At 45.9% G+C, this 18,430-nt stretch carries 14 protein-coding genes and 1 pseudogene; all 15 read left to right on the top strand.

Features of this window, described 5'->3' with window-relative positions; genetic code table 11:
- Positions 1–239: 239 nt before the first annotated feature.
- The 15 genes and pseudogenes from ilvD to RT269_RS00925 all read left to right on the top strand — a co-directional run bounded on the left by ilvD (position 240) and on the right by RT269_RS00925 (position 18,182).
- On the top strand, positions 240–1,955 hold the full coding sequence (gene ilvD / locus RT269_RS00995; protein WP_313180141.1) for a dihydroxy-acid dehydratase: 1,716 nt from the start codon (positions 240–242) through the stop codon (positions 1,953–1,955).
- Positions 1,956–2,099: 144 nt separating this feature from the next.
- Positions 2,100–2,243 (top strand): hypothetical protein, encoded by a 144-nt coding sequence (locus RT269_RS00990; RefSeq protein WP_313180140.1) that lies wholly within the window; start codon positions 2,100–2,102, stop codon positions 2,241–2,243.
- Between the two features lie 302 nt (positions 2,244–2,545).
- Positions 2,546–3,625, top strand: coding sequence for a type I phosphomannose isomerase catalytic subunit (locus RT269_RS00985; RefSeq protein ID WP_313180139.1), 1,080 nt, complete (start codon positions 2,546–2,548; stop codon positions 3,623–3,625).
- Positions 3,626–3,787: 162 nt separating this feature from the next.
- Complete coding sequence (locus RT269_RS00980; RefSeq protein ID WP_313180138.1) at positions 3,788–4,678, top strand: carbohydrate ABC transporter permease; 891 nt, start codon at positions 3,788–3,790, stop codon at positions 4,676–4,678.
- Positions 4,679–4,690: 12 nt separating this feature from the next.
- Positions 4,691–5,542 (top strand): carbohydrate ABC transporter permease, encoded by an 852-nt coding sequence (locus RT269_RS00975; RefSeq protein ID WP_313180137.1) that lies wholly within the window; start codon positions 4,691–4,693, stop codon positions 5,540–5,542.
- 15 nt (positions 5,543–5,557) lie between these two features.
- Positions 5,558–8,641, top strand: a complete 3,084-nt coding sequence (locus RT269_RS00970) for an alpha-mannosidase (protein ID WP_313180136.1) — start codon at positions 5,558–5,560, stop codon at positions 8,639–8,641.
- 16 nt (positions 8,642–8,657) lie between these two features.
- On the top strand, positions 8,658–10,028 hold the full coding sequence (locus RT269_RS00965) for an ABC transporter substrate-binding protein (RefSeq protein WP_313180135.1): 1,371 nt from the start codon (positions 8,658–8,660) through the stop codon (positions 10,026–10,028).
- A gap of 131 nt (positions 10,029–10,159) precedes the next feature.
- Positions 10,160–11,935, top strand: coding sequence for a sensor histidine kinase (locus RT269_RS00960; protein WP_313180134.1), 1,776 nt, complete (start codon positions 10,160–10,162; stop codon positions 11,933–11,935).
- Between the two features lie 22 nt (positions 11,936–11,957).
- The gene (locus RT269_RS00955; RefSeq protein WP_313180133.1) at positions 11,958–13,475 is read left to right on the top strand and encodes a response regulator transcription factor; all 1,518 of its coding nucleotides are present in this window, start codon (positions 11,958–11,960) and stop codon (positions 13,473–13,475) included.
- Between the two features lie 97 nt (positions 13,476–13,572).
- Positions 13,573–14,043, top strand: a complete 471-nt coding sequence (locus RT269_RS00950; RefSeq protein ID WP_313180132.1) for a methylated-DNA--[protein]-cysteine S-methyltransferase — start codon at positions 13,573–13,575, stop codon at positions 14,041–14,043.
- On the top strand, positions 14,030–14,647 hold the full coding sequence (locus RT269_RS00945; protein ID WP_313180131.1) for a DNA-3-methyladenine glycosylase family protein: 618 nt from the start codon (positions 14,030–14,032) through the stop codon (positions 14,645–14,647). The genes RT269_RS00950 and RT269_RS00945 overlap by 14 nt, the downstream gene beginning before the upstream one ends.
- Positions 14,648–14,719: 72 nt before the next feature.
- Complete coding sequence (locus RT269_RS00940; protein WP_313180130.1) at positions 14,720–15,283, top strand: bifunctional transcriptional activator/DNA repair enzyme AdaA; 564 nt, start codon at positions 14,720–14,722, stop codon at positions 15,281–15,283.
- 82 nt (positions 15,284–15,365) lie between these two features.
- Positions 15,366–17,030 carry a recombinase family protein gene (locus RT269_RS00935; protein WP_313180129.1) on the top strand — a complete coding sequence of 555 codons (1,665 nt, stop codon included), beginning with the start codon at positions 15,366–15,368 and terminating at the stop codon, positions 17,028–17,030.
- A 12-nt stretch (positions 17,031–17,042) separates the two neighbouring features.
- Positions 17,043–17,888: pseudogene (locus tag RT269_RS00930) on the top strand (nucleoside recognition domain-containing protein); the annotation flags it as partial.
- Between the two features lie 66 nt (positions 17,889–17,954).
- On the top strand, positions 17,955–18,182 hold the full coding sequence (locus RT269_RS00925) for a hypothetical protein (RefSeq protein ID WP_313180128.1): 228 nt from the start codon (positions 17,955–17,957) through the stop codon (positions 18,180–18,182).
- Positions 18,183–18,430 lie beyond the last annotated feature (248 nt).

Below are 18,430 nucleotides of genomic sequence, written 5' to 3'. Positions count from 1 at the left end.
CAATTTCTGATTCCTTCAAGTGCAAATGAATCGGATGTGTCATGAGTACATGAAAATTGGTCTGATGAATATACAAAGGAAATAGATAACATATGATAGTATGTATGAAAAAATTAGGAAAATACATGAAATAATGAAATGAATCATGAAGAATAGTTGACAATCATATGATGAATTATTATAATCAAGATATAAATACAAAATAAAAAATTCAAGATAAATAGGAAAGGAGCATTATTATGGTTAGTCAGGAAATTCGGAAATTGGCTCCGGAAATGGACCCGCTTCGGATGGGTATGGGCTGGAAGGTAGAGGACCTTTCTAAAATGCAGATCATGGTGGAGAGCACCTTTGGAGACAGCCATCCGGGAAGCGCACATCTGATGGAGCTGGTAGATAAGACAGTGGATGGGGTAAGAGAAAAGGGAGGAAAGGCGGCCAGATATTTCACAACGGATATTTGTGATGGAATGGCCCAGGGCCACGACGGCATTAACTATTCTCTGGTTTCCCGTGACACGATCTGCAATATGATTGAAATTCATGCGGGCGCAACTCCATTTGACGGCGGTGTATATATTTCAAGCTGTGATAAAGCGGTGCCTGCTCATCTTATGGCAATCGGCCGGGTGAATATGCCTTCCATCCTGGTAACCGGCGGTGTTATGGATGCCGGCCCGGATCTTCTTACCCTGGAACAGATTGGTAAGTACAGCGCCATGTGCCAGAGAGGGGAACTGGAACCGGAAAAGCTGGAATATTATAAGCAGCATGCCTGTCCATCCTGCGGAGCCTGTTCTTTTATGGGAACGGCATCAACCATGCAGGTCATGGGCGAGGCCCTTGGCCTTATGCTCCCAGGATCCGCTCTTATGCCGGCAACCTGCCCGGATTTAAAGGATATGGCTGAAAGAGCCGGACATCAGATCATAGAGCTTGTAAAAAAAGGATTAAAACCAAGAGATTTTGTTACCATGGAATCCTTTGAAAATGCGATCATGGTGCATGCTGCCATATCAGGATCAACCAATTCCCTGATCCATATGCCTGCTATTGCCCATGAATTTGGTCTGGAAATAGATTCTGAGATGTTTGACCGGCTGCACAGAGGCGCCCATTATCTTCTTGATATCCGGCCCGCAGGAAAATGGCCGGCCCAGTACTTCTACTATGCAGGCGGAGTGCCCAGGATCATGGAAGAGATCAGATCCGTGCTTCACTTGGATGCAATGACAGTGACAGGAAAAACTCTGGGTGAAAATCTCGATATGCTGAGACAAAATGGCTTTTATGATAAATGCGATGAATATTGTGCAAACGTCGGTGTGAAAAAAGAAGAGATAATCCGGCCGTTTCATGATGCCATCGGAACAGATGGGGCAATTGCCATCTTAAAAGGAAATCTGGCACCGGAAGGCGCGGTCATTAAGCATACGGCATGTCCAAAGGAGATGTTTGAGGCGGTGTTAAATGCACGCCCCTTCGACAGCGAGGAAGAGGCGATTGATGCGGTTTTAAAACACCGTGTAAAACCTGGAGATGCTGTATTCATCCGGTATGAAGGTCCTAAGGGAAGCGGAATGCCGGAAATGTTCTACACCTCTGAGGCGATCTCATCGGATAAAGAGCTTGGAAGCACCATTGCCCTGATCACAGACGGACGTTTTTCCGGAGCTTCTACCGGTCCTTCCATCGGACATGTTTCACCGGAAGCGGCGGAAGGCGGACCGATTGCACTGGTGGAGGAAGGGGATATGATCCAAATTGATATTCCTAACCGGATCCTTGCAATTGTAGGCGTAAAGGGCCAGCGAAAGACAGAAGATGAGATGGAAAAGATTCTTAAGGAACGGCGGGAGCAATGGCAGCCAAGACCTTCAAAATACCAGTCGGGAGTATTGAAAATATTCAGTGAACGTGCAGTATCGCCAATGAAGGGCGGATATATGGAGTAATGAAAGGATAAGGAAAAAGGTATGGCAGGGGAGCTGCCATACCTTTTTCTATTTCTGTGATACAGTTTGAGATTAACATGTGGCGGAGGGGCGCTGCATATGGTACAAACCTGCCTGAATAGGATTTCTCAGGAGGTGGTTGAAATGGATTTATCAGATCAGGTAACTTATGAGGAAAAAAACATGACCATAAAGGTGGAGAGGGTTTTTATTGGTGAAAAAGCAGTGAAGGAGCTGGTCTTGGAATTATTGAAAAAACGTCGGGATGCCGGGGAGTTTCGGACATGAGAAAAGCCAGTCATGATCGCTTCGGAGCCTGGCTCAGGAGGCTTTGCACCTCTGAAAGGGAAAGCCGCTTTGAATATTACTGGAAGTATGTGTGTGATGGTGTTAAACAGGACTTAATCAGCCCCATAATAGAGGAGGGGGACTGGTTAAGTCCTGTTTTGTATTCCCGATCTTGCATACAAAGTCTAAATCATCTTTAATATTTAAGAAGATTTTTTGATGGATTGTTCCGTTGGGTTTTCAATGAAAAAAACTTATGCTAATAAGAAACAAATGAAAACGAAAAAGAAAGGAATCAGAACATGGGATATGAACCGGTAAAGGTGAAAGGAGAGCGGGTCTGGAGAACCTACAATGGAGGGGGAATGATCGGCTGTCTGCATGGGAAGGAAATGACGGAAGACGGCCATTTTCCGGAAGAATGGATGTATTCGGTGACAAGGGCCATAAACGCAGGAAGAGAGGAGCTGACAGAGGGCTTATGCCTGATTGATGATGATTCAGGAACCGCATTGAAACAGCTGATAGAAAAAGAGCCAAGGGCTATGCTGGGAAAGGATCATGTGGAGAAATGGGGTATGACTCCCGGTGTTCTGATAAAAATTATAGACAGTCTGGAGCGGCTTACAGTACAGGTTCATCCGGATAAGCAGATGGCTGAAAAGTTGTTTCACAGCCGGTTTGGAAAAACAGAATGCTGGCATATCCTGGGAACCAGAAAAGGATTAAAAGATACGCCCTGCATTTATCTGGGATTTAAGGAGGGAATCACGAAGCAGGACTGGATTTCCTGCTTTGAGTCCCAGGATTATGACCGGATGCTGTCCTTGTTAAACCGCATCGAGGTGGAGGAAGGGGAAACCTACCTGGTAAGGGGCGGAGTGCCTCATGCCATTGGTCCGGGCTGTATGATGATTGAGATACAGGAACCTACGGATTTTACAATCCGTGTGGAAAAGGTGACGCCATCCGGTTTTGAAATTGATGACAGGATGTGCCACCAGGGCCTTGGCTTTCAGAAGATGTTCGACTGCTTCACCTATACGGGCAAAAATGAGGAACAGATGCGCAAGGAGTCCTGTATCCGGGCAGAGGAGCTGGCGTGGAGCGGCGGGAAACGGTACAGGCTTGTGGGGTATAAAAATACTCCGTGTTTTCAGATGGAAAAGCTGGAGATTGATTCCTCCTGTGAAATGGAAGGAGAAGGAGTTTTCTGCTGTCTTTATGTGCTTTCCGGTAAGGGAACCTTAAGAACAGATACCGGGAATTACCGGATCGGAGCAGGGGCCCAGTTCTTTGTTCCGGCAGAATCCGGTAAGTATCGGATCGGTACAGAGGATTTTAGGCCTGTGATACTGTTAAAATTATATGGGCCGGAATGAATCAAACGAGATTGTGCCATATGTACATAAAAAGTTAAAAATGAAGAGTAAAACTGGAAAAATTGTTGAAAAAGAAGAAAAAGTGTGGTTTTGTTATGTTGAGAGAAAGCGGAATTTCCAATAAGATAAATATAGAAAGAAACAAGAGAGGGATGAAGGTATATGAGCAAAAAAAGGATTAAATCCAGAGAAAACTTAATCGGTTACACCCTTATTGCACCCTGGATTGTGGGAATTTTATGCTTTCAGCTATGGCCCATATTACATAGCTTTCTGATGTCCTTTACCAATTATAATCTTCTAAACACGCCGGTATTCATTGGTATGGAAAATTATCAGAAGATGTTTGAGGACGAGGTGTTTTACCAGGCTGTAAAGGTGACTTTCAAATATGTATTTATTGCAGTACCGGCTAAAATCGTTTTTGCGCTGTGTATTGCCATGATACTGAATATGAAGATCAGGGGGATCGGTATCTTCCGTACGATTTATTATATCCCGTCGATCTTAGGTTCCAGTATTGCTGTTGCGATTCTGTGGAAGGCCCTTTTTGTAAAAGACGGTGTGATTAATGCGCTGCTGTCGGTAATAGGAATCGAAGGAGTTTCATGGCTTGGCAATCCCAAGTACACATTGTTTACCATTTCGCTGCTGACGGTCTGGCAGTTTGGGTCCTCCATGGTAGTATTCTTAGCCGGCTTAAAACAGATACCCTCATCCCTTTATGAAGCAGCCAGCGTGGATGGGGCGGGAAAAGTGGCAAAGTTTATCCACATCACAATCCCAGGCATCATGCCTATGATGTCATTTAATATCCTGATGCAGACCATTAATGCATTCCAGATGTTTGCCGCACCTTATACCATATTTAATGGAAAGGGAGGTCCTTTAAACTCATGCATGCTTTATGTAATCTATTTATACCAGAACGCTTTTAAGTATTTTAAGGTGGGATATGCTTCCTCCTTATCCTGGGCCCTGTTAATCATGATTGCAGGAACAGCGCTGATTCTGCATCTTTTGGAGAAGAAATTCTTGAATTTCGACGATTAAGGAGGACGGAACGTGAAAGGGAATAAAACCGTAAGCAGCCTTATCATCTATCTCTTAATCAGCCTTCTGGGGCTTGTGATGCTGTATCCTCTGATATGGATGATATTTGCTGCATTGAAGCCATCGAAAGAAGTGCTGTCAAGCCCTAGCCTGCTTCCAAGCGAGTTTCGGTTTGATAACTTCGCAGCGGGCTGGAAGTTGGTCAGGCCTTATACCTTTGATAAATTCTTTATGAATACCTTTGTCCTGGTCATCACCTGCGTGATCTGCAGCCTGGTCATCAGCCTGTTTGTGGGCTATGCGTTTGCCAGGGTGAATTTTCGTTTCAAAGCTATTTGGTATAGTGTGTTATTCTTAACCATCATGCTTCCGGCTACTGCCACCCTGGTATCCAGATATGTTATTTTCAGCAAGATCGGCTGGCTGAACACCTATCTGCCATTTATCATTCCAACCGCCTTGGGCGTTGGAAATGGAGGTGGATTTTTCACCTATCTGGTCGCCCAGTTCATACGCGGAATTCCAAAGGAACTGGATGAGGCGGCGAAAATTGATGGCTGTCCTACCTTGGGCATCATCCTGAGAATCATATTTCCGCTTTGCAAGCCGTCCCTGTTTTCCGTCGCCATCTTTTCGTTTATGTGGAATTGGGATGATTTCCAGAACCAGCTGATTTATCTTACAAAGGTTGATTTGTATACGGTTGCACTGGCCATGAGAACTACCATTGATGCCACCGGCGCGGATAACTGGGGCGCAGTGATGGCTATGGCGTTATGTTCAGTATTACCTGCCATCGTGATGTTTTTCTGTCTGCAGAAATATTTTGTAGATGGGGTCAGCACGTCAGGTCTGAAAGGATAAAAGGAGGGGGATTTTATGTTAACGATTGAAAAAAAGATTCAGTCAGAATTAAACCGTCTGGAGGGGCTTCTGTATTATCACAGGACACCGGTGGAGTGCTGGCTGGCGAAACGGGGGTTTTATAAGGGGCCAGGCGAGTATGAAATGCTTGATGAGGAGTGGTTTTCTCTTCCAAAAGGGGAGCATATTGGGGGAAAGGATTACACAGTATTCTTAAAGAACCGGGTGCTCCTCGATAAGAGCTATGAAGGGCAGACGGCGGTACTGTTGCTGAAGGTGGGAGGCGAGGGCTGTATCTCTGTCAATGGAAAGCATTATAACGGCCTTGACTTCAACCGGAATATGGTCATGTTAAGCCCCTGCGCCCAAGGAAGCGAGGAATATGAGCTGGAAATTGAAAGCTACTGCAAGGACTTGATTTTAGACAGTGACAATGTGTTTAAAAGCGATGTGGCTATCACCCAGTCCGAAATAGCAGCTGTCAACCGTCCTGCCTGGGAGTATTATTTTGAGATAAAAACAGGTTTTGAATTCATCTTGGGATGTACGGAGGAATATACAAGGCAGCGAACCCTTCATGTGCTGTATGATTCCCTGCTGAAGCTGGACTATTCGGATGAGGAAGCGCTGTCGGCCAGCCTATTAAAGGCCATGGATGCCTATCTGGATGGAATTGCTGAATATAAAGACTTAAAAATGCCTGTGAAAATGCTTTTTGCAGGCCATTCCCACATTGATGTGGCATGGCACTGGCCGTTAAAGGAAACTGTCAGAAAGGTAAGCCGGACATTTTCCAGCATGCTGCGGCTGATGGAACAGTATGAGGATTTCAAATTCTGCCAGAGCATGCCCGTTCTTTATGAAATGGCTAAGGAATATTACCCGGAATTGTTTGACCAGGTGAAAAAAAGGGTGGAAGAAGGCAGATGGGAAACCCTGGGAAGCATGTATTTAGAGCCTGACTGCAACTTAATAAACGGGGAATCTTTTGTCAGACAGATTATGTACGGAAAAAAATTCTATAACGAGGAGCTGGGTTCTGATTCCAATATCTGTTTCCTTCCTGATGTATTCGGATATTCCTCTGCCATGCCTCAGATTTTAAAGAAGGCGGGCACTGATTATTTCTTTACTACGAAGCTGACCTGGAATGAAACCAATGAGTTCCCTTACAGTGTGTTTAAGTGGAGAGGATTGGATGGAACAGAAATCTTATCCGGCATGATGTCCATGTGCACGGACAAAGGTCTGGGCCTTTACAATGGGGATTTGTCCGCCTCCGGCGTCCGGTTATCCATGGACCATTTCAAGAATAAAGGAAACGGCGACCCGCTCCTTTATCTCTATGGACATGGAGACGGGGGCGGCGGCGTTACAAAGGAGATGTTAGAAGCAGTTACAAGGCTTCAAAAGGTACCCATGACGCCCAAGGTGGAAATCGGAACCGTGAAGCAGTATTTTGAGGAGCTGGATAAAGAAAAGGATTATCCGGTATGGGCTGGAGAACTGTACTTTGAAAAACACAGAGGCACTTACACAACCGCGGCCAGGAATAAAAAGAACAACAGGAAGAGTGAATTTTTATTCCGGGATGCGGAAATCGTTTCCGTATTCCAGTACCTGGAAAATGGAGGCTTTCAGGGAACGGATTTGGAGAAGGGCTGGAAATTGATTTTGCTGAACCAGTTCCATGACATCCTTCCAGGCACCTGCATCGGAGAGGTTTACGAGGAATGTGACCGGGATTATGAGGAAATAAGCAGGATCGGACAGCAAAGCATCCGTCAGAATCTGGATTCCATGGCCTGTCTGCCGGAAGAAGGGGTAACTGTTTATAATTCTCTGTCATGGAGCCGGAGCCAGGTGGTATCCATAGACGGGCGGGGAAAGCAGGGGGTTAGGGATTTAAACGGAAACTACCCCAAGCAGTCTAAAAAAGCGGATGGAACCATTGTGTTCCTGGCGGAAGATGTGCCGGCTTTGGGATACCGGACTTATGAACGGACGGATGAGTTGCAGGAGATCTGTGAACCCATGGCTGCATTCTGCGAAGCAGGGGAAAACAGCGTAAAAATAAGCAATGAATGGCTGGATGTGGCTCTGGATGGGGACGGAACCGTGATTTCCCTATATGATAAGACTGCCCGCCGCCAGATATTAAAGGAAGGCCGGAGGGGAAATTTCTTAAAGCTTTTGGAGGATATTCCGGTGGAATGGGGATCGGCGTGGGAAACCACCAGAAAACGGGAGGATAAGCCTTCCATGCCTTTCCATATTGTGAGTCAAAAGGTGACGGAGCATAATTGTCTCTACACAGAGATTTCCATAGAATCCGAGGTGCATCATTCCAGGGTGAAGCAGGAGATCATCGTGTACCACCATGGACCTTATATTGAATTTAAGACAGAAGTTGACTGGGATGAAAAGCATAAGATGCTCCGGGTGGAGTTCCCCGTGGATGTCCATGCGCTGAACGCCAGATATGATGTGGCATTCGGCAATGCAGAGCATCCAAATCATTTCACTACCAGCCAGGATGAAGCCAGATTTGAGGTGTGCGGACATAAATGGGGAGATATTTCCGACGGCGGCTTCGGCGTGTCATTGCTAAATGATTGTAAATATGGTTATTCCATCCAGGATTCCAATATGGAGCTGAGCCTGTTAAGAAGCGCTGACCATCCTTCCGATACCTGTGACAAAGGCATTCACAGCTTTTCTTACTGGATTTATCCCCATAGGGGCGGCGTCAAAGAGGGAAAAGTGGCCCAGGCCGGTTATGAGGTGAATGTTCCCCTGATTGTAACAGAAGGAAAGAAGAAAGCGAAAGAAGGTTCTTACCTGTATACGGATTGTGACAACATCATCATTGACACGGTTAAGAAATCAGAAGACGGAGAAGACATTATCATCCGAATCTTTGAAACCTATAATACGGTAAGTGAGGCAGGGCTTTACTTTAATTTCCCGGTGGAAGCATGTGAGGAAGCAGACTTGCTGGAAAGGCACATGACAGATGTTCCGGTTACAGAGCAAAGGGTATCATTTAAAATAAATCCTTATGAGATCAAAACGTTTAGAATTCATTGTAAAAAATAAAAAGGAGGAAGCGAAAATGAAAAAAATGTCCAGGTTACAGGCAGCAGTTGCGGCGGCAGGTACGGTTTTCTTTCTGGCGGCGTGCAGCTCCGGTGGGGGAGGAACCGCCGTACCAAGCGCGCAGGCGGACTCAGCAGGCGCGGATGCGAAAGGCGCAGAGTCTTCCGGCGCTGAAACGGAAAAGGCAGGGGACGGGAAACAGGTGGAGCTTCGTATTTCCTGGTGGGGAAGCGATGCCAGACATGAGGCAACCTTAAAAGCCCTGGATTTATTTATGGAAAAGCATCCCAATATTAAAGTCACCGCGGAATATCAGGGCTGGGATGGCTACCATGATAAGCTGATGACCCAGATTTCATCGGGAACAGAGCCGGATGTGTACCAGCTGGACAACAATGTGTATTTTGCCAGCCTTGCAGCAAATGACAAACTGGGGGATTTAACCCCATACATTGGAAAACAGCTGAAGCTGGACGATTATCCGGACAGCGCATTGACATGGGCCCGTTACAATGGCGTTCAGTACGGCGTGCCCAGCGGACTTAACGGCCCCCTGTTCATCTGGAACAAAAAGATATTTGACGAAGCAGGTGTGGCGTATCCCACCAATGAATGGTCCTGGGAGGATTTTGAAAAGGCCTGTCAGGAAATCTATGATAAGACAGGAAAATATGGCATGAAGGAACCTTCCTACTTCCTGACCATGACCATGGTAAGGCAGGCGGGACAGTGGTTTGCATCAGAAGATGGAGAGCTTTTAGACTTTACACAGGCTCTTTCCGGAGTTTATGAGCAGTATAATAAATGGAGGGAAACAGGAGTATTTCCGCCTCTGGACTTAACTGTGGGACAGGAATCCCAGCAGGACAATCTGTTTTTAAGCTGTGATGCGGCCTGTGAAGTAAACCACATCGCAACCATGCCTCAGGACCATGCGGCCATGGCAGAGGAAGTGGAACTGGGTGTTTCCTTAGTGCCGGGCACAGCCCAGAACGGCGGAGCTTACATGCTGGCTTCTATGCCATGGACCCTGGGAAAGGGCTCCAAGCATCCGGAGGAAGCGGCAACCCTGATTGATTTCCTGATCAATGACAAAGAAGCGGCCAAGATTTTAATGACTGTCCGCGGAGTACCGGCTCCGGAATCCATCCGTGAAATCATTTCCCCAATGCTGGAAGGAGATGCGCTTCTGGTAGTGGATGGAGTGAACTTACTGGTGGAGAACACAGAGCGGATTGATTATGAATGGCTGGTGCCAGGAAGCGCAGTGATCGAAAACACCATTATGGATGAACAGTACGCCACAGGATATGGACAGAAAACGCCCCTTGAGGCAGCTGCCAATGCCTTTAAAATTATTTCTGAATCAGTGGATAATTCAAAATAATGGGGTTGGTACGGATTTATAAAATATGATATAATGAGTGAAACAGGGCTGTTGTAAAATGAATGAACCATAGTTTATTTTGCAGCGGCCCTTACTCGATAAAGAACCTTTGGATCCGGAGGGAGGCTGCCATGAAAGGTCAGGGCCAGGTGTTTAAAATTTCGATCAGCAAATTACTGATACTCAGCAACTGTCTGATTATGGCGGCCTTTTTCTGTATCAGTTCATTTTTCAGCCAGAGAAGTTATCAGAAGGTTTTAGACCAGGAATTTGAGGTGAAGCAGTACCAGATGCTGGTCTATATCAGCGATACTCTGGATAAAAGCATGAATTCCATTGAACTGCTGGCCAGGTCAACGGCCAACAATTATAATATCATCAATAATATCCTAAACTATAAGAAAAACAGCAATTCCTACGAACAGATGATATTTCAGAACAACATGAACCAGAATCTTTCCTCCCTGGCTTATACCATGGGGGATATTGTGTCTGTGAATATCCTGATGGAGGATGAGACTTTAAAGACAACCAGAATCAACGGCGTCTATCATTATGAAAATTATACTGGCGAAGAAAGCTGTGAGAGGATACAGAATATGTCCTCCGGCTGGATTACCACCCGGGAAAACGACTTGTTAAACCAGGCCAATACCCCGTATATCAATACATATGTCATGAGGATTTATTCAGGGCTTTACTATGGGGAGGGGATCGGCCATCTTGTCATTAATCTCAATGAAAACCTGTTTTATAATCAGATGAAGGAATACTGCCAGGATGAGGAATCAATTATCTTGTTTATGGATGACCAGGACAACATCATAAGCAGCACCGACAGAAGCGTGATCGGAAGGCGCCTGCCGGAAACCGTCTATAACAAATACCAGAAGATTTTAACAGGAGAACAGAATCCCGATGCGGATTCTGGGCTTAAGATTTTTAACAAAAAGCAGTTGAAAGAGCACAAGTATTATGTCATGGCAGTGACTGACTATGACAAAACCGTGGCGGCATTTAAGCAGACCCAGAAGATGGTATTTGTATCCTCCATCGGCCTTCTCTGCCTGTTTGTGGCCTTCAGTGCCCTTCTGGCTTATAAGATATCAAAACCCATTCTGATGCTGTCCAAAGAAGTTACCAATTTTAAGGGCCGGGGCTGGAGCCGCAGGACAGGAAAGAGCAGCAGGATTTATGAGATTGATGTGCTGTGCACTGAGTTTGACCATATGACCACACAGATCGACGATCTGATAAAAAGCCTGTTAAAGCAGGAAAAACTGAAACAGAAAAAAGAGCTGGAGATCCTACAAGCTCAGATCAACCCCCATTTTTTATACAATACCCTGGAAGCCATTAACTGGATGGCCCTCAGCATGAAACAGAAGGAAATCAGCAATATGGTGATTCTTTTAGGAAATTTCTTAAGACTCAGCTTAAATAAGGGGAAGAATGTTTATTTTGTAAGCGATGAGCTGAACCATTTAAAAAGCTACATGGACATCCAAAACATTCGTTGCAAAGGAAAAATTGAGTTTTCCCTGGATGCGGATTCCCAGGTGTTAAAATTTCGTATGATCAAGCTGTTGCTTCAGCCTTTGGTGGAGAATTCCATCCTACATGGCTTTGATTTCCGGGGAGGCGCCGGGCAGATATGGGTGAAGGCCTTTACGGAAGAAGACTATATCTATTTCACGGTTACTGATGATGGCTGCGGCATGGAGCCGGAGCTAGTAGAGGCTGTCTGCGATATGAAATCCGACGTGGGGCATGGACTGAAAAATGTGATGAAGCGGATTGGCCTTTACTACGGGGAGGGGTGCGGGCTCACCATTCAATCCACCGTGGAAATCGGCACGACCATAGAGATAAAAATTTTAAACGAAGTACCGAATCAGCAGACATAATTACAACAAGGAGGGGACATCTATGTTGTACAATCTGGTTTTGGTGGATGATGAAGATTGGATTTTAGCGGGGATACAGAACGCGATCAAATGGGAGGAAATAGGATTTCGGATAGCAGGGACTTATACCAATGGAAGGGAAGCCATGGCAGCCATGAAGAACCAGCCGCCGGAGGCTATACTTACTGATATCAAGATGCCCATTCAGGATGGAATTTCCCTGGTACGGGAGCTTAGGGAGGCCGGGTTCAGCCAGATCGAGGTGGTGTTTCTCAGCGGTTATGATGATTTTGAACTGGCCCAATCTTCACTTCGTTTAGGAGCGGTGGATTATGTCTTAAAACCCTCCGCCCCGGAACAGATCATAGAAGTATTTAACAGGATTAAGAAACGGCTGGATGAACGGCGGATAAACGAAGAGGAACGGAAAGCGGATGCGGAGCTGGTCATGGCTGGCATGAAGGTTTTTAAAGACGCGGTTTATAACAGCATCATGAGCGGAAACAGGCCTTTATATGACAGGCTGCTGGAACTGTACGCGGAGCTTGTGGAACGGGAAAGGGGCTGTTCCTTTTCCGTAGTATCGGTGGCCTTGAGGAGTACGGTTGAAGAGCAGCCGCCTTCAGAAGAAGAGGTTCAGGGAATCGAATGCTTAAAGGAGCTGGCAAGGGAACTTGGGGAAGTCCGGAAATACAGCCTGCGGCTGCTTGAAAACCAGTTTTCCTTTTCCTTTGTTTTTTCAGGTTCTAATGAAGCTGAGATAGATGCAGCCATGGAAGATTTAAAGCGGAAACTCAGAAAACAGACCGGAAAGGAGCTGTTTCGTTCCAAAATCAAGGCGTATAAGGAGTTTGGCATGATACAAACGGCTTACGAAACTTCTCTGGAAAGCTTGTTTTCCCTGGATATGCCCGCCTCGGCCCAGCACTTATACAGGACCCTTGGCAATGATACTGTGTTAAAGGCCGCTGTTAAGGACAGGGATCAGCAGATTGTGCTGTGGAGTTTAAAAAATTGGATGTTAAAGATTGATAAAACAGAAGCGGAGTACCGTCTGAGGCTCATGAAGCGCCTGGTTTACAGCCTGGGAATCTATTTTCTGCGCTATGGCATTGCAGCCCGGACTGTGGCAAGTCTTTATGAGCCCCTGAAGGCAGGGGATTACCAGGGAGGGAAGGAAGTCGTCATATCCTTTGTGAAGTCAGAACTTTGGCAGGAAAGCAAAGGAGGGGGAAAAAACGCCAATCTCTGCAAAGAGGTGTCAAAGTATATCAGTGAAAATTATACAGACGATATTACGTTAAATGAGCTGGCGGATAAGTTCTACATTTCCCCTAATTATCTGGGAACTCTCTTTAAAAAAAATCTGGGCATCGGGGTCAGGGAATATCAGACCACCATACGCTTAGAGCAGGCAGACTCCCTGATTACCAGCGGAAAGTTTAAATTGTATCAGGTCGCCCAGATGGTAGGGTATCCGAATTATGAGTATTTCAGGAAAATTTATTGTAAATACAGGGGAAAAAATCCGTCAGAGTAAAAGGGAATTCTTCTAATATAAAAATTAAATGGTGCAAAATAGGAGGACACGCAGAGAGATTTCGGATATATTAGTAATAGAAAAGGAGGCAAACCTTATGAAACATACAGCATATATTAAAACTGCCTTAGGTCCGATTGAAATATCCGAAGTGGATGGTTTTATTACTGAGTTGCTTTTTATAAAAGATACCCCTGAAATCCCAGAAGAGCAGAAAACTCCTTTATTGGAGAAGGCGGAAAAACAGATAAAGGAATATCTGGATGGGACGAGCAAGGGATTTGATTTGCCGATTGCTGCAAAAGGGACGGAGTTTCAAAGGACCGTATGGGAAGTTCTGCATAAAATTCCTTATGGAGAAACGCGAAGCTACAAGCAGGTTGCGGAAATGATAGGAAGACCGGAAGCATCCCGGGCGGTTGGTATGGCAAATGGTAAAAATCCCATACTGATCCTGACACCGTGTCACCGTGTAGTGGGTTCAGATGGCAAGCTGACAGGCTATGCGGCAGGCCTGGAAATCAAGGAACAACTACTGGAATTGGAACTGACATATGGCGGCCGTTGAGACGAAGTTCTTTGATTACGGCAGAAAGGAGATCGAATACCTCTCCAATTCAGACCCGGTGCTTGGTGATGCGATGGCACGGTTCGGACGGGTGGAAAGGGAAGTGATTCCTGATCCCTTTGCTGCTCTGGTCAATGCGATTATAGGCCAGCTAATATCTGTAAGTTCTGCCAAAACCGTATGGAAGCGAATGCAGGAAAGTCTCGGTGATATTACCCCGGAAAACTTATCAGCCGTTTCAGCGGATGATATTCAGCGCTGCGGCATGATCATGAAAAAGGCTATAACCATCTCTGAACTTTCAAAGGACATTTTACAGGGCAAGGTTTGTCTGAATGATTTGCGGCAACTGCCGGACCAGGAGGTCATCCGGTACTTGACGACGATAAAAGGGGTTGGGCTTTGGACGGCTGAGATGCTTCTCATTAATTGCCTGGAACGTCCCGATGTGGTTAGCTGGGGGGACATCGCCATTCGCAGGGGAATGGAAAAACTGTATGGCATTCCTAAGCTGACAAAGGACCAATTTGAAGTGTGCAAGAGCCGGTATTCTCCCTATGGTTCGGTGGCTTCCATTTATTTGTGGAAGATTTCCTTTTTATAGGGTAGGATAACATGGCATTGAAACGGAAACATACCTATCGTGCGGGAAATAAATGAAAGGAGGTGTACTGCCATGCTGACAGAGGCGGAAAAATGGAAGGCGGCACTGGAATGTGATGCGTCCTATGACGGCAGATTTTATTATGGAGTAAAAACAACAGGAATTTTCTGCCGTCCTTCCTGTAAATCAAAAAGCCCTAAACGTGAAAACGTTGTATTCTTTGATACGGCGGAGCAGGCGCGTGAAAGCGGGCTTCGCCCCTGTAAGCGCTGCCGGCCTGATTTGCTGGAATTTCACCCGCAGAGAGAGAATGCGGAAAAGATTAAACTGGTTTATGACCTTTATTTTTCAGACAATGACCGCTTAAGGGAGGAATTGAAAAATCTTGGGCTCAGCAGAAACAGAATCCTCCAGCTGTTTCAAAATCAATATGAAAAGACCCCGGCGGAGTATTTAAATGGTTTACGCATAGACAATGCAAAAAAGCTTCTGGCAAATACCCCGGATAATATTCTGCAGATTGCTTTACAAAGCGGCTTTGGGAGTCTTTCATCTTTTTACACACAGTTTAAGCGCGTAACGGGTGTTTCTCCCAATGAATACCGGGAGAACCTCACAGGAAAGAATGCTGATTAGAAGCAAGGGGAACTGTAGGAAGCAGCTCCCGTAGTATATGGTACAAACCTGCTGGAATAAGATTTTCCAGGAGGTGTAAGAGATGGATCGATTAACTCAGGCAGCTTATGAGAAGAACGTCTATGCAAAGGCGCCAGCCTGCTGCAAGGCGGCGCTTTACATGCGCCTGTCAAAAGACGACGATGGTACAGGGGAAAGCTCCAGCATTGGCACTCAGCGGAAAATGCTTCGTTCCTATGCGGTAGAAAATGATTTTGAAATTTACGGGGAATATGTGGATGACGGCTACAGCGGAACCAATTTTGACCGTCCGGCCTGGAAAAGGCTGTTGAAAGATATAGAAGCAAGAAAGGTAAACCTTGTGATTACCAAGGATTTATCCCGCCTTGGAAGGGATTATATCATGACAGGGCAGCTTACTGAAATTTATTTCCCCTCCAGAGGGATCCGATACATAGCGGTCAATGACGGGTATGATTCCGATAGTCCGTGGAGTGATATTGCACCGTTTAAGAACATTGTAAATGAGATGTATGCCAGAGATACTTCAAAAAAGATCCGCAGTGCATTCCAGACCAAAATAAAAGAGGGGGCATTTATCGGAAATTTTGCCCCCTACGGCTACCAGAAGGATCCTCAAAATAAAAACCACCTTCTCGTTGATCCTGTGGCAGCTTCCATTGTCCGGAAGATATTTGAATGGGCGGAGCAGGGAGCGGCTCCAGCCCGGATCGCTGAGATTTTAAATGAGAGAAAGGTGCTGACACCGGCCATGTACCGATGCGCCGGGCGGCCTTATTTGAACCTGGATGATTATTCCAGGAGAAAGGAATGGACATCAGGCACGGTCTGCAAGCTGTTAAGCAATCCCGTGTATTTAGGCCACATCGTTCAGGGAAAGACCGTAAAGGTTTCCTTTAAAAGCAGTATGACCCTTCGGAAGCCCAGGAACGAGTGGGTGGTCGTTGAGGATAAGCATGAGCCGCTCATTTCCGGAGAGACTTATGAACGGGTAAGAAGGCGGAGCATTTCCCGCAAAAGTACAGCGGTAACCGGTTTTACCAATATTTTTTCCGGGCTTGCCAAGTGTGGGGACTGCAGCAGAAACATGTCGTCCACAGGAGCCGGTGGAAAAGTGGGATCCCGCAAGCTGGTATGCGGAGGGTATAAGCTTTACGGAAGGAAAGAGTGTACGAATCACTTTATGGATTACGAACTTCTTTATCATGTAGTGTTTCAGGAAATCCGCAGCCTGCTTTCATTTACGGAAAGGGAAAAGGAAGAAATTGAAGAAGCCCTTCGGGAGTCTGCGTGCCCTGGAGAAATGCAAGGGGAAGAAAAGGCAGTGTTTTCACTGAAAAAAAGGGAAAAAGAGCTTGGCTGCATAATCGAAAAGCTCTATGAAGACCGGGTAAATGAAAGGATCAGTGAGGACCGGTTTTATAAAATGCTGGATTCCTGTGAAAAAGAGGAAAAGAAGGTTGCAGAAAGCCTGGCTTTGATGGAAATGCCCTGTTCTTTGGATCAGGAAAGAGAGCCTGCTTTTGACCGCCTGCTATCCAGTCTGTTAGAGGATATAAACCAGGAAAAAGGGCTTTCCTCCGATTTGCTGGGAAAGTTTATAGACAGAATTGAGATTTTCCAAAGCTGTGAAGGGGAAGAAGGGAAAATAGGCTGTAAATGCCAGACGATCCGAATCTACTACAAGGTAATGGCTCCTGCTGAAGAAGGGAATGGTTTAGCATAAGTTTCCGCTGTCATGTGCATGGGGTTTGGATGCAATGCGGCAGGAATTATCGGCTGCAGGATCATCGATTCTCCGAGAGAGCGGCTGATTGCCATGATCACCAATAATTTTGTGCCGTGCAACGGACGATTCCCCACCATGATCGCCATTATAACCATGTTCTTCGTGGGAGGGGCCACGGGCGCTTTTTCCTCTATATTATCGGCGGCTATCCTGTCAGGTGTGATTATCCTTGGGATAATTATGACGCTCGTCATATCAAAGCTGTTATCAGCCACCATATTAAAGGGGGTTCCCTCCTCCTTTACCTTGGAGCTGCCGCCATACCGGAGGCCACAGATCGGCAAGGTTATCGTGCGTTCTATATTTGACCGTACCTTATTTGTATTAGGCCGTGCTGTTTCCGTAGCGGCTCCGGCCGGGCTGGTCATCTGGCTTCTGGCCAATATAACGGTTGGTAATGTGACCCTGCTGGCCCACTGTTCCGGCTTTCTGGATCCTTTAGCCAGGCTCATGGGCTTAGACGGTGTTATCCTTCTGGCTTTTATCCTGGGTTTCCCGGCCAATGAAATCGTGGTTCCCATCATCATCATGTCTTATATGGCAGAGGGAAGTATTCGGGATATCAGCGATCTGTCCGTCTTAAAAGAGCTTCTTGTAGCTAATGGCTGGACCTGGATTACTGCAATAAGTACCATGCTGTTCTCCCTGATGCACTGGCCTTGCTCCACCACCTGCCTTACCATCCGGAAAGAGACACAGAGCATAAAATGGACGGCTGTTTCCTGGTTAGTACCAACTCTAACCGGATTTGTGGTATGCTTTTTATTCACGACCGTTGCAAGGGTTTTCCTCTGATGTTTAAATTTCCCTGTGGTTGTCTACAATAGGAGTAGAATACCGAATGGGAAAGGAGGGCGAAGCGTGAGCAGGTTCTACCACGTTTACTCCCTGTCAGACCGGTTGAAAGCCAGAAAAATCGAGGGCGAGATTGCCAAGGTTGACGGGGTGAAAGATATCAGAATCTCGGAAGACTTAAAAGAAATGAAAATTGATGTGGACAAAGGAAAAATATCCGCTGTCATGGAGCGGGTGGTAAACATCTGCAGCCGGATATCCTACGGATGTGAAGTAAAATATAAGTTCATATAGGCGGTGTTTATTGTAATTTATCAAACGTCATGGTGTACTGAAATTCAGTATTTCCGTGGCGTTTTGTATTGTCTTAGGTTATTGCAGTTTATCTTTGTGTGGGTATAGAGTGGGTGCGGATTAAAGTATCCTATGAGTGGCAAGAGGCGCTAAAACGGATATTGGACAGGCTACTTTGAAAAGAAAAGCAATGCAACCTGGACGATTTTACAGCTAATGCTGGAAGTCAAATTTATTACCTGTTTTAC

It is taken from the genome of Lacrimispora sp. (genome assembly GCF_032078915.1).
Classification (GTDB): domain Bacteria; phylum Bacillota; class Clostridia; order Lachnospirales; family Lachnospiraceae; genus Lacrimispora.
This window is presented reverse-complemented; position numbering and strand designations above follow the sequence as displayed.